The sequence below is a fragment of the Pseudomonadota bacterium genome (genome assembly GCA_018817425.1).
Lineage (GTDB): Bacteria > Desulfobacterota > Desulfobacteria > Desulfobacterales > RPRI01 > RPRI01.
Genome location: JAHITX010000131.1, coordinates 18,025 through 34,494, shown reverse-complemented (window position 1 = coordinate 34,494; position 16,470 = coordinate 18,025). Strand labels below are relative to the sequence as shown.

The window sequence follows — 16,470 nt, the reverse complement described above, 5'->3', positions numbered from 1 at the left end:
AGCCTTAAAACATCAAGGGGAGTCACGAAGCCATCATAAAAGAAGATTATGACTGTCAAAAATCCTTATTGCTCTTGTGTTTCCCGGTGAATATTACGGGTAAAAAGATTATACAAAACAGGCAGCACAACAAGAGTTAGCAGACCTGAAACAAAAATCCCGCCCACTGAAGCAATGCCGATACCATAGCGAAATTCACTTCCCAACCCCCGGCCGACAGCCAGAGGCAGCATTCCCAAAATCGCAGCCGAAGTGATCATGATGATGGGACGAAGTTCATCAACTGCGGATTGAACCATAGCTTCATGCCGGGGCAAACCTTGGGCAATATATTGATTCATCTTTCCCATGATAAGAATGGCATTGTTAACCACAATTCCAATAAGCATAACAGCTCCTAAAAGAATAAAAATATCAATGGGTTTGCCAGCTATGTAGAGCGCCCAGATAAAACCGATCAGCGCCATCGGTATGGTAAATAAAATAATAATTGGTTGTTTGAAAGATTCCAGAATGGCTGCAAGAAGCAGATAAGTGAGTACGATAGCAATAATTCCGGCTTCCATAAACTTTTCGCCGGCTTCTTCCATATCCTCGGTTTTGCCGAAGAAGCGATAAGTATAGCCTGGAGGCAAATTGCCTTTTTGGTCAATAGCCCGGCTCAGGTCTTTTACTACTGTGGCAAGTGGCGTATTGCCGCTTAGATGTGCATATACAAGTGAAACGCGGCTCTTGTCTTTTCGGTTAATAAGAACAGGTGAAACAGTTTCTTCTACCTTTGCAAAATTATCAAGAGTAATCGGATGTCCCGGTCCTCCTGGAAAAAGAAATGCTTTTACCTGGTTTTTACCTTCTTTTTCTGCAAATTTAACTCTAATGTCGTAAGTGCGTGCGCCTTCTTTGTAGGAACCCGCAATGATACCCTCCAGGTTACCTCTTATGACAGTCCCTAAACCAAAGATTGATGTATCCAAATCGGAGAGAACCGCCCTGCGTGGCAGAATGCGAAGCTCAGGCTTGCCTGATCGGGCTGATGAATCGGGATCGACAATGCCCTTAATCTCCCGGCAAAGTTTCAGCACTCTTTCTGCTGCGCTGTCCAAAACCGAAAGGTCCGTGCCTGCAATTTCCATTTGAAGGGGTATGTTTTGTCCGCCCAAAGGGTCTGTTGCGCTCGCAGTTACAATACTATCCGGGTAATTTGCCAGCCGGCCGCGGACTTTTACTAATATATCTTCCATGGTCTCAGTGCGTTTTGTCCTGTCAACAAACTTGATCAGAATCTGGCCGAGATGCACGCCTTCGGAGGATGCGCCCAAAAGATTTTCCACCTTGCCGACCAGGGTGAATAGATTGGATACGTTTGGCAGGTCCTTGAGTAAATCTTCAGCCTGCTTCACCCTCATTATTGTTTGTTCAAGATTGTATGCTGTGGGATATTCAAGCCTTACAACCACCTCTCCCTTGTCGACATCACCAAAAAAAGTCAGACCGACCAACGGGATCAGTTTAATTGACAAAAAGGTCAAAAGAAGCACCGCGCTCAGTAATCCTGCAGCAGCCCAGCGATTGCGCGTCAACTGGCGCAGAACGGACTCATAAATTACGGATAAACGGTTAAACATCCGGTTCCAGGCGGCTTCAATACTACCGGATAATTGCTTGTTTGGTTTTATCCGGTTTTGCTTCAATAAAAATGAGCAGAGCATTGGGGTCAGGGTAAAGGATACGAAAAGAGAAATGGCGGTTGCACCGATCATGGTTAAGGCAAAAGGATTAAAAAAACGCCCAACCATTGTCCCCATCAGGGAAATGGGAAGAAGAACCACTGCATTGGTTCCTGCGCTGGCTATGACAGCAGTGGCTACATCGGTTGCACCCAATTTGGACGCCTCAATCGGGTTGTTTGTCTGTGACATGCGCGTGACAATACTTTCCATTACTACAATCGAGTTTGTAACCAGGATACCCACTGAAAGACCCACAGCAAGAAGTGTTGAAGTATTTAAACTAAACTGCATGCTGTGCATAAAAAGGATAGTGATTACGATTGTAACCGGCATTGTTATTGCCACAACCAGAGTGGGACGAAAATGGTGAAGGAAAATAAACAAAACTGCTGCTGTCAACAATACCCCTGCTGCAATGTTAGAGGCGGCGGCATCAGCAGAAGCCTGAATAAATGAACCATCGTCTGAAACCCAAACAAGATCCATACCTCCGGGCAATGTGGCTTTAATATCATCCATGGCCTCATGTACAAGGTTTACTACCTTAACGGTATTTGCATCTGCTTTTTTCACAACCCGGATGCCGATACATGTTCTGCCGTTGATAAATGAGGCCTGGCGCAATTCTTCCGTTGCCATGCTCACCGAACCGATATCTTTCAGGTAACAACGCGAGCCCTTTTCATTTGAAATCTCCAGGTTTCCGATGTTGCTCACTTTTCTGTACTCAGCATCAAATTTGACGGAATATTCCGTTCCCGACTGTTTTACACGGCCTGAAGGAATAGTGCTGATGCCCTGTTTTATTGCATTAACTACGGCTATGCTCGTAAGCCCACGAGCTGCGAGCTTGTCTCTGTCCAGCAAAATATTGACTTCTCTCTCTGCACCGCCGAATAACTGCACATCGGCAACACCCTGAAGCACCGAAACACGATCGCGAAGGGTATTGTCGGCATAATCGTACAACTCCTCCACAGACAGTTCTCCTGTGAGAGCAAATGTAATTATAGGCCTGGCATTTAAGTCAAATTTGAAGACTTTGGGTTTTTCGGCATCCACCGGCAGTTTCTCGATGATAAGATCTATTTTTTCCCTGACATCATTTGCTGCTTCATCGATATTCACATCAAGTTCGAACTCAAGAAATGTCTGACTGACATTTTCCATACACGTAGAGGTGAAGTGCTTGAGTCCGTCAATGGAAACCACTGCATCCTCGATTTTCTTGGCAATATCCGTTTCTATTTCAGCAGGGCTGGCGCCAGGGTATACGGTGACAATTGTAATAAAGGGGGAGTCCATTTTGGGAAGAAACTCCAGTGGCATCTTTCTGTATGCGTTTAGTCCTAAAAGAATCAAAGCAATGATAAGACAAGATATCGCTACAGGCCGCTTTATTGAAATATCCGGAAGAAGCATTAGAGACTTTCCTTTTGGACGGTAACACGAGTTCCTTCTTCAAGCAGAAACTGCCCCATGCTCACCACAAAGGTTTTTTCGTGAAGATTATTTCCCTTAAGCTCAATCCATCCATCACTTTCAAGGCCGGTCTCAACCTCGACCATTCGGGCCACATCTTTTTCAACCAAAAAGATTATAGTGCGACCCCCGCGTTGTTGAAGAGAAGCCTTCGGAACTCCCAGGCCCTTTCGTTGCGCTAGCAGTACTTCTATTTCGGCCATGGCTCCCGGAACAACATTTTCAGGGGGGTTTTTTATAACGCATTTAATCTCAAAGGTACGCATTTTTTCATGTATGGTAGGGCTCTTGTAAGAAATGATCTGATTATTCAGTTCAATGCCATAGACCCGGATACGCATTGGTGTTTTACCCGGGAGAACGACCGGGTAGTATTCCGACGGCAAAAAAGCCGAAACCTCAATTACTGCTGGGTCCACAATTTCCAAAACCGGTTTTGTCGTAGCTCCCATCTCTCCGGGTTCCTGGAATCGGTGACTGACCTTTCCGCTGATTGGGGCATAAACAATTGCATCCTGAAGATCCTTTTCGGCCATCTCCAAAGAGGTCTCGGCCTGACGTTTTTGCTGCTCCGCCAAATCTATCAGAGTTTGTGCAAGTTTGAGTGATGCAACCGCCTGTTTGTAACGGGATTCAACCTGTTCAAAGTCGTCCTTGCTTACGATATGATCTTTGAGTAACAACATAAAACGATTGTAATCAATCTTAGCCTTGTGAAGGTCTGCTTCCACACGTTCAAAGTTTGCGTGTTTTTCGTTTAATGTACAATCGGCAATAGCAAAAGCCTGTCTTTCTATCTCTACCGCCTTGTTAAGTTTTAATGCATCTATTTTAAAAAGCCTGGTCTTTCCGGCAAGAACAAGGTCTCCTTCATCTACAAAAATAGTCTCAATTGTGGCATTTACACGGGATGGCACCATAGCGATATTTTTTGCTTCCAGATTGCCCTGTACTACAATCCGTTCCTCGAAATTCCGTATGGAGATAGGTGTTAAAACCACAGGGATCGCACGTTTTACACTGTCCATTACTTTTTCGGATGAACCTGGCTTTGTGCTGGATTGACCGTTTGTTCGGAAATTAAAAACATATCCGAAAATGATCACAATAATGATAGCTGCCGTAACCGTAAAAGTTTTGATTTTACGACTCATAGATCATTCCTTTGTTTACCGGTTTTGGATATCTTGAGCTTATTGTATTTTAAAAAGGCCTGAGGAAAAGAAAGTCATACAATCCGAAAGATCAGAATCATCATTTCGAATCTCCTCATTAGTGTCGAGCATCGGCTGTATAATACCGTACAGGGCTCCGAAAATTAATCTGGCGGTTTGCATGGGGTTAACATGCCGAAATTTGCCTTGAGCAATCCCTTCTTTGATAACATCGGCAAGTAATTTTTGACCGATTTCACGTTTTTCATCAACTGCAGCCTTTATGGGTAAAGACAAGCTTTCGGCAGTAGTGACGATAATCATAAGGCTTCGGTACTTTTTAATAGAATTCAAAAATATACGCACAAAGTTCCTCAGCTTTTCTTCAGGAGAAATTGCGCTCTTGAGAATTTCAAGAAAATCATGGTTGATAGGCTTAAACCGGGTGTCTATAACATGACGCAACAGTTCGGCTTTGTTCTTAAAGTAATTATATAATGTCCCGGTGGCCACCTCCGCTTTTTTGGCCACGCGATCCATTCTCAAACCATCAAAACCATGCTGGTTTAAAACCGCTACGGTTGCCTCATAGATGGCATTTTTCATCACCAAATCCCATTCCGCCTTGCGTGTTTCAGCTAACTTGGCCATGCTTTTTTCCTTCCGGTATGAATATATATTCAAAATAATGAATATATATTCATATGTCAAGGGTTCTTTATATGATGAACTCTTAAAAAGTCGTTTATAGCTTTTTTTAAAAGATACTGACTCAGTAGTAAATATTAGTACCTGATGTTAATTTTTGGTTAAAAAAGTATAAATTGTTCTTTGATATATGTAAAATATTAATGGGGGCGGCTGTTATACCGCGCATAACCCCTGTTTTGGCATTATTTGTGCCATTCTGAATGCTGTAGCTCTAAAGATATTAACTCCCAAAGCTATCAGAACTGCACACTTACAGCTTTGAGTCCTCTAACCCGAAGACGCTTGACCCCGGTTCTCCGGTCATATTCCGACATGGTGGCTTCAACTCCGGAGCGCCAGCGGTAACGATCTTTGAACTCATCGGTTTTTTCATACAACCTGCGCATGGCAATACGTTTGTTTTTTTCCGTAAACCGAAGATAATAAAATTTGCGGCCTTTTTTAACCGAACATTGTAATTGTTTGGGACAATTGCTGCAAACCTCCATATCAAAACCCACGCTGTTGCGCTTTTTCTTTTTGACTACAACAAGGCGGATGCCCCTGCGGACAGGCTAAGACTTTACCATCAAAGGATATCTAAAATTCGCAGCTTTGATGCGCCTGTTCAACATGAACGTGGGCAATAAGATTGAGCGGTTTCTCCTCGGGGTTATCACATGGTGAGTATGTCTCCATGATCTGAACTTGATACCCCTGTCCTTTATGGCCGCTGTAACTTGCATCGGGATCGGACGGATTCTGTAGTGAATCGGAAGCAACCTTTTTGGGTTTCTTTATCAAAACAGGATTATCGGTATCATTATCAAAGAAAGCGGGATGCTGCCGTTTAAGATTAGCCATAAATTTATAGATGGTTTCGGAAAAAATTCCGATTCTACCAAGCCTGCGCATATTGGACTTTATATGCACTGAGTCAAGACGCTGCTTGTCGGTATTGATCTTGAAAGCTTCAGCCGCTTGGCTGTGCCGGAGCTGAAGATTATATCTTCAAGACTGTTTTGTACAATTATGTTTCGGTTGTTCCACAATGTTTTAGTGCTGACGTATTTGGCGTTATCCGATTCTTCCGTGATATTTAATGCATAATGCCATAGTATATTATAACAATACTGCTGAACCGTATGTTATAAAATATTACTTTTTACGAACCCATCATATATTGATTAATCAACAAAACGGGAAGGGGGGAAAGCAATTAGTGACTTTCTTTAATCTGCAAAAATACCAAGCAAGCCATGGATAAAGGCAAAAACTACAAGAATAATGCCGGTTTTTTTATGCACTCCGATCGGCACCTTAATATAATGAAGACCCGACAAAAGCTGGAATAAAAGCAAACCGAAATTTATCAATCCCCCAATCAGAATTATTGAAACACCTCCGATTTGCATAAGGCAGTATCTCCAAAATATTGAGCCACTTTCAAAACGTTTCAGTTTGGTCAAGCTCAAGGCGGGAGAAAATTTCAACCGCAGGAATACATTGAGTATTTCGAGGATTAAAATTTGAGCCCAACGCTTAAGATCGGCCAAAATGGGGCGTTTTGAAACTGGCTCTAATGTTTATTTTACATTAATGGCTGCATTTTTTAGCCCTGTACTTCCATGGACATTACAACTTGCTTCAGCTTCAATCTGAACCGGTTCATTTACTGTATATTTTACTTCTTCTGTAAAATTTTCCGTCTCAGGTCTGTTTAATGTAGAAAAATCCCATCTTGCAATTTCATTTCCATTAACTTTAACATATACCCATTCGGTATGATGGAACATATTGTTTCCATTATGTATAATATTCAACTTGATAGTTACCTCTGTGCCTTTTGCAACCGATTCAGGCACATCAATTGTAACTGAAGATTTATTGGCATAAGCTGTTCCTGCTAAAAGAAAAAAGAAAACGGATATACATAATATAAGTTTGATATTTATTTTCATAACCAGGTTCTCCTTTATCATAAAAGATTAGCCACTATCTGACTGATCATAAATTCTGCAAGTTTGCCGTTTTCATAAATTATAATTTTCGAATTATCATTTTCAAGAAAAAGAAGAGCAGGTTTTGCTTTTTCATGATCTATGGCAGCCATTGCCTTTGCCGCAAGGCCGCGTGATAAGGAATCCCGGCTTTTGATGTAAGGTTCAAGCAAAGGAAAAGAATCTTTTACTAGTTGCGGTTTTTTATCAGCAATTCTTCCTATTCCCCACAGCACTCCCTGCTGAAGCACTTCATTTTCAAGATAATTTCCATTTTTATTTATATAAGAGATTAAAATACGATTATATTCTTCTCCGAGCTTATCATGTTTTGCAATGATTTCCGCCATTGATTCTGGAGATCCCCAGCCGATTCCGCCTGATTCATCGTTTAAATTCCAGATAAGCCGGCGCATAACAACACGCGCCGACTCTATATCGGAATCGGCAATAGCCGAAACTACTTCTCCCATTGCTGTTACAGACCGCCATTTTACCAGCTCTTCTTTGCTGTAAAGATTTGAAAACAGATAGTTTACTACCTTTCTTCCGGGCAGAAGAAGAATTTCACTGATTCTTTGATCAAAATCCGCATCAGACAATAAGTCATTGATGTAGTTTTTAAGCTTTTTTCCTCCTAATTGCTTTACTGATTCTCGTTCCATAATATGCAGTCTGAAGGACAGTTTTTTATTGCGTCATCTACATCAGCTTCGGGATATACCGAAAGATCGGCGACTTCAATATATCCGCCACTGCTTAGTTTAAAAACGGAAGGCGCCAGATCAACACAAATACCACATAGTATACATTCGCCAAGTTCAACTACCGGTGCTTTCATTTATTAATTTACCTATCTTTTTTCCCATTTCAATGCATGCTTTAATGCATTCATTGTCAGGCACATATTGAAACTTTAAGCCCGGATCAACAAGTTCTATATGCATTGATTCAAGCTCATTGTTAAGCAGCTTAACAGACTCCCCACTCCAGCCGTATGAACCAAAAGCCGCTCCAATTTTATTTTTGGGCTTAAGGCCTTTCATATACGTTAGAAAATCACTTAGCGTTGGAAACAATCCATTATTTAATGTAGGCGAACCGACTATTATTGCTTTTGCATCCAAAACCTGGGTCATGATATCGCTTCTGTTCCATTTTCTCAAATGATATGGCTTTGCAGCAACACCCTGCTCAACAAGACCTGCAACAATCGCATTTGCCATTTTTTCAGTGCTGTGCCACATGGTATCATAAATAATAACGGCTTTATTTTTTGCTTTCTGGCTGCTCCATTCAACATAGGCATTAATTATTTTTCCCGGATCTTTTCGCCATAATATGCCATGGTCAGGGCAAATCATATTAATCTCAAGTTTGAGATCGGTAACCTGTTCAACAAGCTTTAATATCAGCGGAGCATAAAGCAGAAGTATATTGGCAAAATATTTTTTTGCATGCGGCATAATAACATGTCCGATAACATCATCAAATTTCTCGTTTCCCGCATAATGCTGGCCGAAAGCATCGCTTGAAAACAGGATTTTATCTTCTTTAAGGTATGAAAACATGCTGTCAGGCCAGTGAAGCATTTTTGTTTCAAGAAAGGTAAGAGTTTTATTTCCAAGAGAAAGTTCCTCGCCATTTTCTACCGGATGATAATTCCATTTCTGCCCGAAATGGCGGGATAGATTTTTTTGTCCCATTTTGGAACAATACAGCGGTTTATCCTCACCAACTCTGTGCATCACACGGGGCAATCCGCCGGAATGATCCATTTCCGTATGATTGCTGATAACATAATCAATCTTTTTAGGATCTATGATTTGCGATATATTTTCAATCAATTGATCGGCAAATTCGGCTTTAACCGTATCTATCAGAGCTATTTTTTTATCCACTATTAAAAAGGAATTATAACTAGTTCCGAAATCAACGGAATAGCCGTGGAAATCTCTTATGTTCCAGTCGTTAACTCCAACATCATAAATATCTTTTGCAATTTGTACAGGTTTCATATTCTTTTCTCTATTTAGGGTAGATAATTACTATAGATAGATTTAAACTAAAAACGCCCTTTTTGCATGGATAGATTTAATACGAAAAAGGGCGTCAGGTTAAGATTTATTCTTTTTCAAAATCGGATTTTGAAGCGCCGCATACCGGGCATTCCCAGCTATCCGGCAGATCTGCAAACTTAGTTCCGGCTTTTACACCATTATCAGGATCTCCTGCTGCAGGATCATAAACATAACCACATACATTACATACATATTTCTCCATTTTCACATCTCCTTTTATTGTTAGTTTTTTTATAATGTACTTATCAAATCCGTAATTCTTTTTTCTATTTCATCGCGGACATCACGCATAAACTCTATGGGTTTTCCTGCCGGATCGGGAAGTTCCCAATCTTTTACTATAGCGCCCGGAACAACCGGGCATTCTTCTTTACAACCCATTGTAATAATGATATCCGGTTTTTCCTTTGATAAAACCTCATCAATTGATTTTGGTTTGCGAAAAGCCATATCTATTCCTTTTTCATGCATGGATTCAATCATAATTTTATTTAATTCATCGGAAGGAGCACTGCCACCGCTTAATGCATCAATCTTATCTCCTGCAAGATATCGGGCAAAAGCGCTTGCCATCTGGCTGCGGCAAGCATTTTCACGGCATGCGAACAATATTTTTTTTCTTGTAAGAAATGGTTTTAACAAGTTTTCAACAGCCTGTTTCACATCATCTGCGACAGTCGGATGGTTTTCCATATCTTTCCGGTTTTCAATTTTCCGATATGTCAAACTTGATTCAAATGATGCACTTATAGCATCAAAATAATATTTTGCAGTAAGATTTATACCTTCAAAAAGATTTTTGCCTTTTGTAGCACCCAAAGCAAGAAGAAATCCTTTTTTTATTTTACTTCCAGGATCAGAAAGATTAAATCTGTATCTTCTTGACCATAAAGCCTGACTTCTGTCTATAACCGCTTTTGTCTGGGACGGTGAATTATAAAAAAACATAGGTGTAGCAAGTACTACAATATCAGCCTCACGCAAAAGAGGATAAACTTTATTCATATCATCATCTATGTGACAGAATCCTTTTTTTTCACAAACACCATCTCCAAAGCAGGGCATAAAATTATTTTTCCCCACTTCAACGATATTTGTTCTAACCCCGGCTTTTTCCATTTCTTTCATGAAAAGAGAAAGCAGATAATCGGTATTTCCGTTTTTTCTGGGACTGCCCATAATTCCAAGAGCCAGCATATTATTTTCTCCATTTTAATATTAAAAAGCCTGTAATTCACAGATCGAATTTTCATTTTTCATAACTACTAAGCTTGTCAGATTCACGGTTCACAGTTCATATTTGATTGCCCTCCCCCTTGCTTTCTAACCTTGAACCGTGAACTCTGGAACTGTGAACCTAAGTTGTTACTGTTTTTATATAACAACGGTTAGTAAGCTTCTTCATATGAAAGATCTTCTTCAGTTATTTTTCCCTTAAAAAGATTATATGTCCATGCCTGATATGCAATGATCACCGGAATAAAAATAATTACAACAACCAGCATAATTTTTAAAGTAAGCGGGCTAGATGATGCATTAAAGGCCGTAACATTAAAATCAGTGCTTATACTTGAAGGAAGTATATTCGGGTATAACCCGATTATTCCGAAAAAAACCGCTCCTACTATTGTAATAGAAGATGAAAACCAGGCCTTAAAAAAACTCTGTTGTTTAATAAAATATCTTGAAGCAATTAAGGCTGCGACAACCAGTAAAATCTCTATAAAGAGTATCGGGTTTTGTATATAATTATCGAAAAGCTTTGTATAAAACCAGCTGGCTGCTAAAAATACAACAGCACAAATCAGCATAAACGGCCACAGCCAAATCGCTGTTGATATCGATCTTCTATTAAGATCTCCTTCTGTTTTTATAGACAGCCACAAAGCTCCATGAAACAAAAACAATAAAAGAAACAATATTCCGCCGATAATAGCATACACGTTAAACAGATCAAAAAAAGACCCCTGAAATACTCCATTGGCATCTAACGGAAGCCCTTTGAATATATTTGCAAAAGTAATTCCGAACAAAAGAGCCGGTGTCAGACTGCCGACAGTTATACATATATCCCATATTAATCTCCAGCTCTTTTTATCTACCTTTCCTCTGAATTCAAATGCTACTCCACGAAGTATAAGAGCAAAAAGGATAAACATAAGGCAGGAGTATAAAGAAGAAAACATTACGGCATATGCAAGCGGGAAAGCCGCAAAAGTAACCCCGCCTGCAGCTATCAGCCATACTTCATTACCATCCCAGAGAGGACCAATGGAGTTTATCATTAAACGTTTTTCGATGTCGTTTTTTCCAAGAAAAGGATAAAGCATTCCGATTCCGAAATCGAAACCGTCAGTCATAAAAAAAACTGCCCACAACAAACCCCATAGAAAAAACCAAATAGTTTGTAAATCCATTATACCTCCATGGGAAAAATACCCGGCCTATAATACCGGATTCTTTTTGGCGTTTTTTATTATCAGATAAAATCCTGCAAAACCCAAAAGCCCGTAAACAAGAATAAAAGCTATCAGAGAAACTAAAACCTGCGTTGAAGCAATAGGTGAAACCGCATCAGATGTTTTCATAAGACCATAAACAATCCAGGGTTGCCTGCCTACCTCAGTCAATACCCAGCCCAATTCCGTAGCAATATAAGGTAATGGAATTGATAACAACATAATCTTAAGATATAATTTGTTTTCGGCAAGCCGCTTTCTTTTTAACCACCCATAACCGGTAACAAAAATAAAATATGCTCCAAGGCCAACCATGCCTTTAAATGCCATACTGGTAATTAATACCGGAGGTCTTTCATCTCTCGGAAATTCTTTTAAACCTTTTACTTCGGCATTTATATCTTTATAGGCAAGAAAGCTTAAAACCCCGGGCAATGCACCTATTTCAATCATATTCTTTTCATTTTCTTCATCCGGAATAGCAAAAAGGTACACTGGCGCTCTTGTAGTTGTTTCCCATAATGATTCCATGGCTGCAAGCTTTGTGGGTTGTTTTTGGGCAATATCTGCTGCGTGAAAGTCTCCTTCAAATACCACAAAAACAGAAGATATCAAACCGAGAATAAGAGCGATTCTGAAAGATTTTACAAAAAAATCAAGATTCTGTTTTTTTAATATATGATATGCACTTATTCCCATAACAAAAAATGCGCTGATAACATATGCTGCGCTTATTGTATGCAAGAATTGCAGTACGGCGAATTTTTGCGTTACAACGGCAAGAAAGTCATTAAGTTCGGCTCTGCCGTTTCTTAAAACATAACCTACAGGATGCTGCATCCATGCGTTTGCAATAATAATCCACACAGCAGATAAAGTTGAAGCACCTGCAATAAGCCACATTACAGCGGCATGAGCTTTGGGGGAAAGTTTTCTCCAGCCGAATATCCATACCCCTATCAGAGTAGATTCAAGGAAAAACGCGGCTGTAGCTTCTATAGCAAGAAGAGAACCGAAGATATCTCCCACAAACGCCGAATATTTCGACCAGTTCGTTCCGAACTGAAATTCAAGGGTTATTCCGGTAACTACACCAAGAGCAAAATTAATGAGAAAAAGCTTTCCCCAAAATTTAGTCATGGAAAGGTAAAGCTTGTCACCGGTTCGCACATATTTTGTTTCCATTATTGCAATAATAAGAGAAAGCCCAAGCGTTACCGGCACAAACAAAAAATGGAATATGGTTGCTGTTGCAAACTGTAAACGTGACAGCATTACTATATCCATGACCGCCTCCCGACCTATTTAATATGGATATTTTTAGGCTTTACCCTCAAGTGTGCATTGAGTAAAATCTATTTCAGCGCCGCAAGAGTCACATTTACGCTTTTTATCAAACTCATCGGAAAATATTTCGATTTTTTTCCCGCAGGAAGGACATGAACACATAAAAGATGAAAGATGTTTAAAATCTTGAAAACCGGGGCAATGCTGGGGTGTAGTCATAGGTATCCTCCTTATAATTAAGAAATATTAAGTCAAATTATTTAAGATATTACAGAACTTGTTTCAAAACGCCCCATTTTGGCCGATCTTAAGCGTTGGGCTCAAATTTCGCACGAAGTGACACGTAGTAGTGAAGCATAGCGCTAACCTTTAGCGCTATCCTCGAAATACTTAATGTATTCCTGTGGTTGAAATTTTCGCCCGCCTTGAGCTTGACCAAACTGAAACGTTTTAAAAGTGGCTCTAAAGTCCAAGCTTTTTAGCTATTTCACGACCGTAATCCTGGGCCATCTGTATCCCTCCTTCGATAGTGCTGGATTTCAAACGAAGAGAGGCGCTAACCATATCCATATTAAATATGTTTTTCATTGTATCATAGATGCGGTCAGGTGCTTCGCCACTCCAACCAAAAGCTCCGAAGGAGCCTCCTTTTTTCCCATCCAGATTTGCTTTTTCTGCAAGAAAAAGCATCGTCTTCATACCCTGCATCATATCACCATGGTATGTCGCTGATCCGAATATACATGCGTCATATCCGGTAAGAGCGCTTTCGTTTTTTATTTCATTTACATTTACGACATCGACTTCGGCACCTGCAATTCGAAGCCCTTCCGCTATTAACTCTGCAATTTTTTTTGTTCCGCCGCTTCTTGTAGCAAAAACAATAAGTGCTTTAGGCATAATAAACCTTCTCCAATTTTTTATTAAGTAATAACAACAATGTTTAATTCGAATGCAAATACTTTATTTTATCCTTGGGTCAATACCTTCAGCCCCACAGTCAGGCGTATAGCATGTGTTATCAACAAATTCACACTTTTCTTTGCATGACGGGCATTTATCGGGCGGAGCATCCGCTTCAAACATGTAACCACAGTTTTGGCATTTCCAGTTTGACATAATATTACCTCCTTAATGCTTTTATGCTTTCCAATGTCCGTGAAGATTACAATATTCTCTGGCGGTAACTTCTTTGGCTTCAATGGCGAAAGTAGCTTCGGGTGCCTGGCCAGGATTTAAGAATTGGCGATACAGTTTGCCATCGGCAATAATTTCAATCCATTCAATATAATGTTTTTCTTCCATAGGATGAGCAACACTTCCCACTTTTACTTTGATACCTCCCGATGTTTTTTCAATAACGGGAACATGTTTTTCTTTTGCAGCATCTACGGTATTTTCAGCCATAAGTTTCATAGGTGCTCCACAACATACAAGTTCTCCTTTACTGCCGTGCAACACTTCTACTATATTTCCACATGCTTCACATTTGTAAACCTCAAGTCTTGTTGCCATGTTGTTACTCTCCTTTCGATAGATTAATTTTTAAGTAAGTTAGTTTATTAAAATCAGTAATTTTCACCAAGGAGCTCAAAGTGCGCCTGCGGATGGTCACATGCCGGGCAAACATCCGGAGCATCTTTTCCTTCGTGCAGATAACCGCAGTTCCTGCAACGCCAAACTGTTTCCTCTTTTTTCTTAAAAACCTGATCCGATTCAATATTGGAGATAAGATCTCTGTATCTTTTTTCATGCTGTTTTTCAGCTATAGATATTTTCTCAAAAACTTCGGCAATATAATCAAACCCTTCTTCCCGTGCAGTTTTGGCAGCATCAGGATATAAGACAGTATGTTCATGATGTTCCCCGGCAGCGGCAGCCTTTAAATTTTCAAGAGTTGTACCTACTACTCCTGATGGAAATGGAGCACAAACTTCAACATCACCACCTTCAAGAAATTTAAAAAACCGTTTGGCATGCTCTTTTTCCTGGTTTGCCGTTTCTTCAAAAATAAAAGAAATCTGCTCATACCCTTCCTTCTTTGCTTTACTTGCAAAATATGTATATCGATTACGGGCCTGAGATTCACCTGCAAATGATGTAAGAAGATTTTTTTCAGTTTTCGTACCACTTATAGACGCCATTTCCTACCCTCCTGTTGAATTAGTATTAGTAATTATTTTTTTATACTTTATTGATAATAATTACTAACAAGAAATAATCAAGAAAAATTCTTATATTTGTTAAAAAAACTAAAAGCCAAGCATAACTAACAAAAATATATGATAAATGATAATAGAAGCAATTTAGAGTTGGTTGATGAACAGCAGTATCTAAGTCATATTTAAAACAATAATTAATATTGCTTTTATTAAAATAACATAAATATATCGATTGTCAAAAAAATGTTCCGGTTCTTGTTATAATTGTTTGATCATGATAGTGGATTGCCTCCACAGGTGATGGGCAGTTTAAATTGCTTCGGTATGTTATCTCAAAAGTGTGTTTCTGCCTGCATTTGATCAGGGGTTGTTTTCAGCAGCTGTACGATTCATGATTTCCCGGTGGCTGCGCTGGTCAGATTCAAATTGGCTGTGACGTTTTCCAAGCAGAAGGCCATTACGTTCGTTTAAAAACATCCGCCCATTGTTCAATTGGGCCAAATCACGAGTAGGATCTGAAATGGTATTAACAATCTGGTGTATAACCGCAGATACCAGCATGGCAATTATCCCCTGCTGGCCATCGTTTGAGTTTTTTATTGTGCGATATTCTCCCTGCCATAAAACAATGCCTGTTTCAGTGTCAACAAGCTGCCCTGACAGGCACACTGTAGTAGTAGAGTTTAGCACCATATATTTTGTTCCCCATTCTTTTACAGTCATGTACAAAACAGCATCGGGATGAATTATTTCACGAATCTTTTTCAGGCTTACCTGTGCCATTTCATCAGGGGAAGGCACGCCGTTTTCTTTCATCAGCATATCGATTACCGCAACCGGGAAAACATAATATCCGCGCTCTGCAAGAGGCCTTGTTACAGTGGAAAGATAAATATACGGCGCCATGACTTCCGTGGATTCATTACGAGGAGGCAGCACAAGAATTGAAACCGGCATATGAGACAGATATGCATTATAGTCATGCGGTTTTGGAGCTGTGCCACAAGCCTGGACAAAAAAAGCTGCAAAAAGTAATAAAAAAAGATAAAAGGTTAAAGAAAAAAATCTTTTCATTTTTTCATCCGGTTTATCATTCCATCAACGAAATGTGATGATTCAGGAAATTTTTTCTTTTCGGTCTGTAAATGAACCATGCCTGTAGCATAATCCCCTTCAGAAAAATAAAGATATGCCAGATGTGCATGCAATCCAGGAGGAACAAATCTGTCCGAAGCAGTTGTTTCTTCAATTTGTTCCTCAAAGCGATTGATTTCATCGCTTAGAGACGTTTTGCCCGGATTAATATACATATCAAAAAGGGAGTCTTCATAATAACCCCATTCATATAAAGTACTAGGGCCTGCACAACCTGTGAGAAGCAAAACAATTATCAGGCAAAGAAATTTTTCAAGCAGTCTCATAATG

Annotated in this window: 21 protein-coding genes; all 21 read right to left on the bottom strand. The window is 39.8% G+C overall.

The window, feature by feature from the left end:
* Positions 1–65: 65 nt before the first annotated feature.
* On the bottom strand, positions 66–3,152 hold the full coding sequence (locus KKC46_21930) for an efflux RND transporter permease subunit (GenBank protein MBU1056462.1): 3,087 nt from the start codon (positions 3,150–3,152) through the stop codon (positions 66–68).
* The gene (locus KKC46_21925) at positions 3,152–4,366 is read right to left on the bottom strand and encodes an efflux RND transporter periplasmic adaptor subunit (protein MBU1056461.1); all 1,215 of its coding nucleotides are present in this window, start codon (positions 4,364–4,366) and stop codon (positions 3,152–3,154) included. The genes KKC46_21930 and KKC46_21925 overlap by 1 nt, the downstream gene beginning before the upstream one ends.
* Before the next feature lie 39 nt (positions 4,367–4,405).
* Positions 4,406–5,017, bottom strand: coding sequence for a TetR/AcrR family transcriptional regulator (locus KKC46_21920; protein MBU1056460.1), 612 nt, complete (start codon positions 5,015–5,017; stop codon positions 4,406–4,408).
* Between the two features lie 296 nt (positions 5,018–5,313).
* Complete coding sequence (locus KKC46_21915) at positions 5,314–5,577, bottom strand: transposase (GenBank protein ID MBU1056459.1); 264 nt, start codon at positions 5,575–5,577, stop codon at positions 5,314–5,316.
* A 79-nt stretch (positions 5,578–5,656) separates the two neighbouring features.
* Complete coding sequence (locus KKC46_21910) at positions 5,657–5,989, bottom strand: hypothetical protein (GenBank protein MBU1056458.1); 333 nt, start codon at positions 5,987–5,989, stop codon at positions 5,657–5,659.
* Between the two features lie 299 nt (positions 5,990–6,288).
* On the bottom strand, positions 6,289–6,471 hold the full coding sequence (locus tag KKC46_21905; GenBank protein ID MBU1056457.1) for a hypothetical protein: 183 nt from the start codon (positions 6,469–6,471) through the stop codon (positions 6,289–6,291).
* A gap of 171 nt (positions 6,472–6,642) precedes the next feature.
* Entirely contained in the window at positions 6,643–7,017 is a 375-nt protein-coding gene (locus KKC46_21900) for a hypothetical protein (protein ID MBU1056456.1), read from the bottom strand.
* A 17-nt stretch (positions 7,018–7,034) separates the two neighbouring features.
* Positions 7,035–7,721, bottom strand: a complete 687-nt coding sequence (locus tag KKC46_21895) for a HEAT repeat domain-containing protein (protein MBU1056455.1) — start codon at positions 7,719–7,721, stop codon at positions 7,035–7,037.
* Positions 7,703–7,897: a ferredoxin gene (locus KKC46_21890; GenBank protein MBU1056454.1), complete on the bottom strand. Its 195-nt coding sequence runs from the start codon at positions 7,895–7,897 to the stop codon at positions 7,703–7,705. Before KKC46_21890 ends, KKC46_21895 begins: the two co-directional genes overlap by 19 nt.
* The gene (locus KKC46_21885; protein MBU1056453.1) at positions 7,878–9,074 is read right to left on the bottom strand and encodes a flavodoxin domain-containing protein; all 1,197 of its coding nucleotides are present in this window, start codon (positions 9,072–9,074) and stop codon (positions 7,878–7,880) included. Before KKC46_21885 ends, KKC46_21890 begins: the two co-directional genes overlap by 20 nt.
* A 106-nt stretch (positions 9,075–9,180) precedes the next feature.
* Positions 9,181–9,339 (bottom strand): rubredoxin, encoded by a 159-nt coding sequence (locus tag KKC46_21880; GenBank protein ID MBU1056452.1) that lies wholly within the window; start codon positions 9,337–9,339, stop codon positions 9,181–9,183.
* Positions 9,340–9,368: 29 nt separating this feature from the next.
* The gene (locus tag KKC46_21875; GenBank protein ID MBU1056451.1) at positions 9,369–10,334 is read right to left on the bottom strand and encodes an NAD(P)H-dependent oxidoreductase; all 966 of its coding nucleotides are present in this window, start codon (positions 10,332–10,334) and stop codon (positions 9,369–9,371) included.
* 191 nt (positions 10,335–10,525) lie between these two features.
* Positions 10,526–11,554, bottom strand: a complete 1,029-nt coding sequence (gene cydB / locus KKC46_21870; protein MBU1056450.1) for a cytochrome d ubiquinol oxidase subunit II — start codon at positions 11,552–11,554, stop codon at positions 10,526–10,528.
* A 27-nt stretch (positions 11,555–11,581) separates the two neighbouring features.
* Complete coding sequence (locus KKC46_21865) at positions 11,582–12,883, bottom strand: cytochrome ubiquinol oxidase subunit I (protein MBU1056449.1); 1,302 nt, start codon at positions 12,881–12,883, stop codon at positions 11,582–11,584.
* Positions 12,884–12,916: 33 nt separating this feature from the next.
* Positions 12,917–13,102, bottom strand: a complete 186-nt coding sequence (locus KKC46_21860; GenBank protein ID MBU1056448.1) for a hypothetical protein — start codon at positions 13,100–13,102, stop codon at positions 12,917–12,919.
* Between the two features lie 243 nt (positions 13,103–13,345).
* Positions 13,346–13,783: a flavodoxin domain-containing protein gene (locus KKC46_21855; protein ID MBU1056447.1), complete on the bottom strand. Its 438-nt coding sequence runs from the start codon at positions 13,781–13,783 to the stop codon at positions 13,346–13,348.
* 63 nt (positions 13,784–13,846) lie between these two features.
* Positions 13,847–14,002: a hypothetical protein gene (locus tag KKC46_21850; GenBank protein ID MBU1056446.1), complete on the bottom strand. Its 156-nt coding sequence runs from the start codon at positions 14,000–14,002 to the stop codon at positions 13,847–13,849.
* A gap of 21 nt (positions 14,003–14,023) precedes the next feature.
* Positions 14,024–14,398, bottom strand: a complete 375-nt coding sequence (locus KKC46_21845; GenBank protein MBU1056445.1) for a desulfoferrodoxin — start codon at positions 14,396–14,398, stop codon at positions 14,024–14,026.
* A gap of 53 nt (positions 14,399–14,451) precedes the next feature.
* Positions 14,452–15,027: a rubrerythrin family protein gene (locus tag KKC46_21840; protein ID MBU1056444.1), complete on the bottom strand. Its 576-nt coding sequence runs from the start codon at positions 15,025–15,027 to the stop codon at positions 14,452–14,454.
* Between the two features lie 378 nt (positions 15,028–15,405).
* Positions 15,406–16,119, bottom strand: coding sequence for a DUF799 domain-containing protein (locus KKC46_21835; GenBank protein MBU1056443.1), 714 nt, complete (start codon positions 16,117–16,119; stop codon positions 15,406–15,408).
* Complete coding sequence (locus KKC46_21830) at positions 16,116–16,466, bottom strand: DUF4810 domain-containing protein (GenBank protein ID MBU1056442.1); 351 nt, start codon at positions 16,464–16,466, stop codon at positions 16,116–16,118. The genes KKC46_21835 and KKC46_21830 overlap by 4 nt, the downstream gene beginning before the upstream one ends.
* Positions 16,467–16,470: the final 4 nt, after the last annotated feature.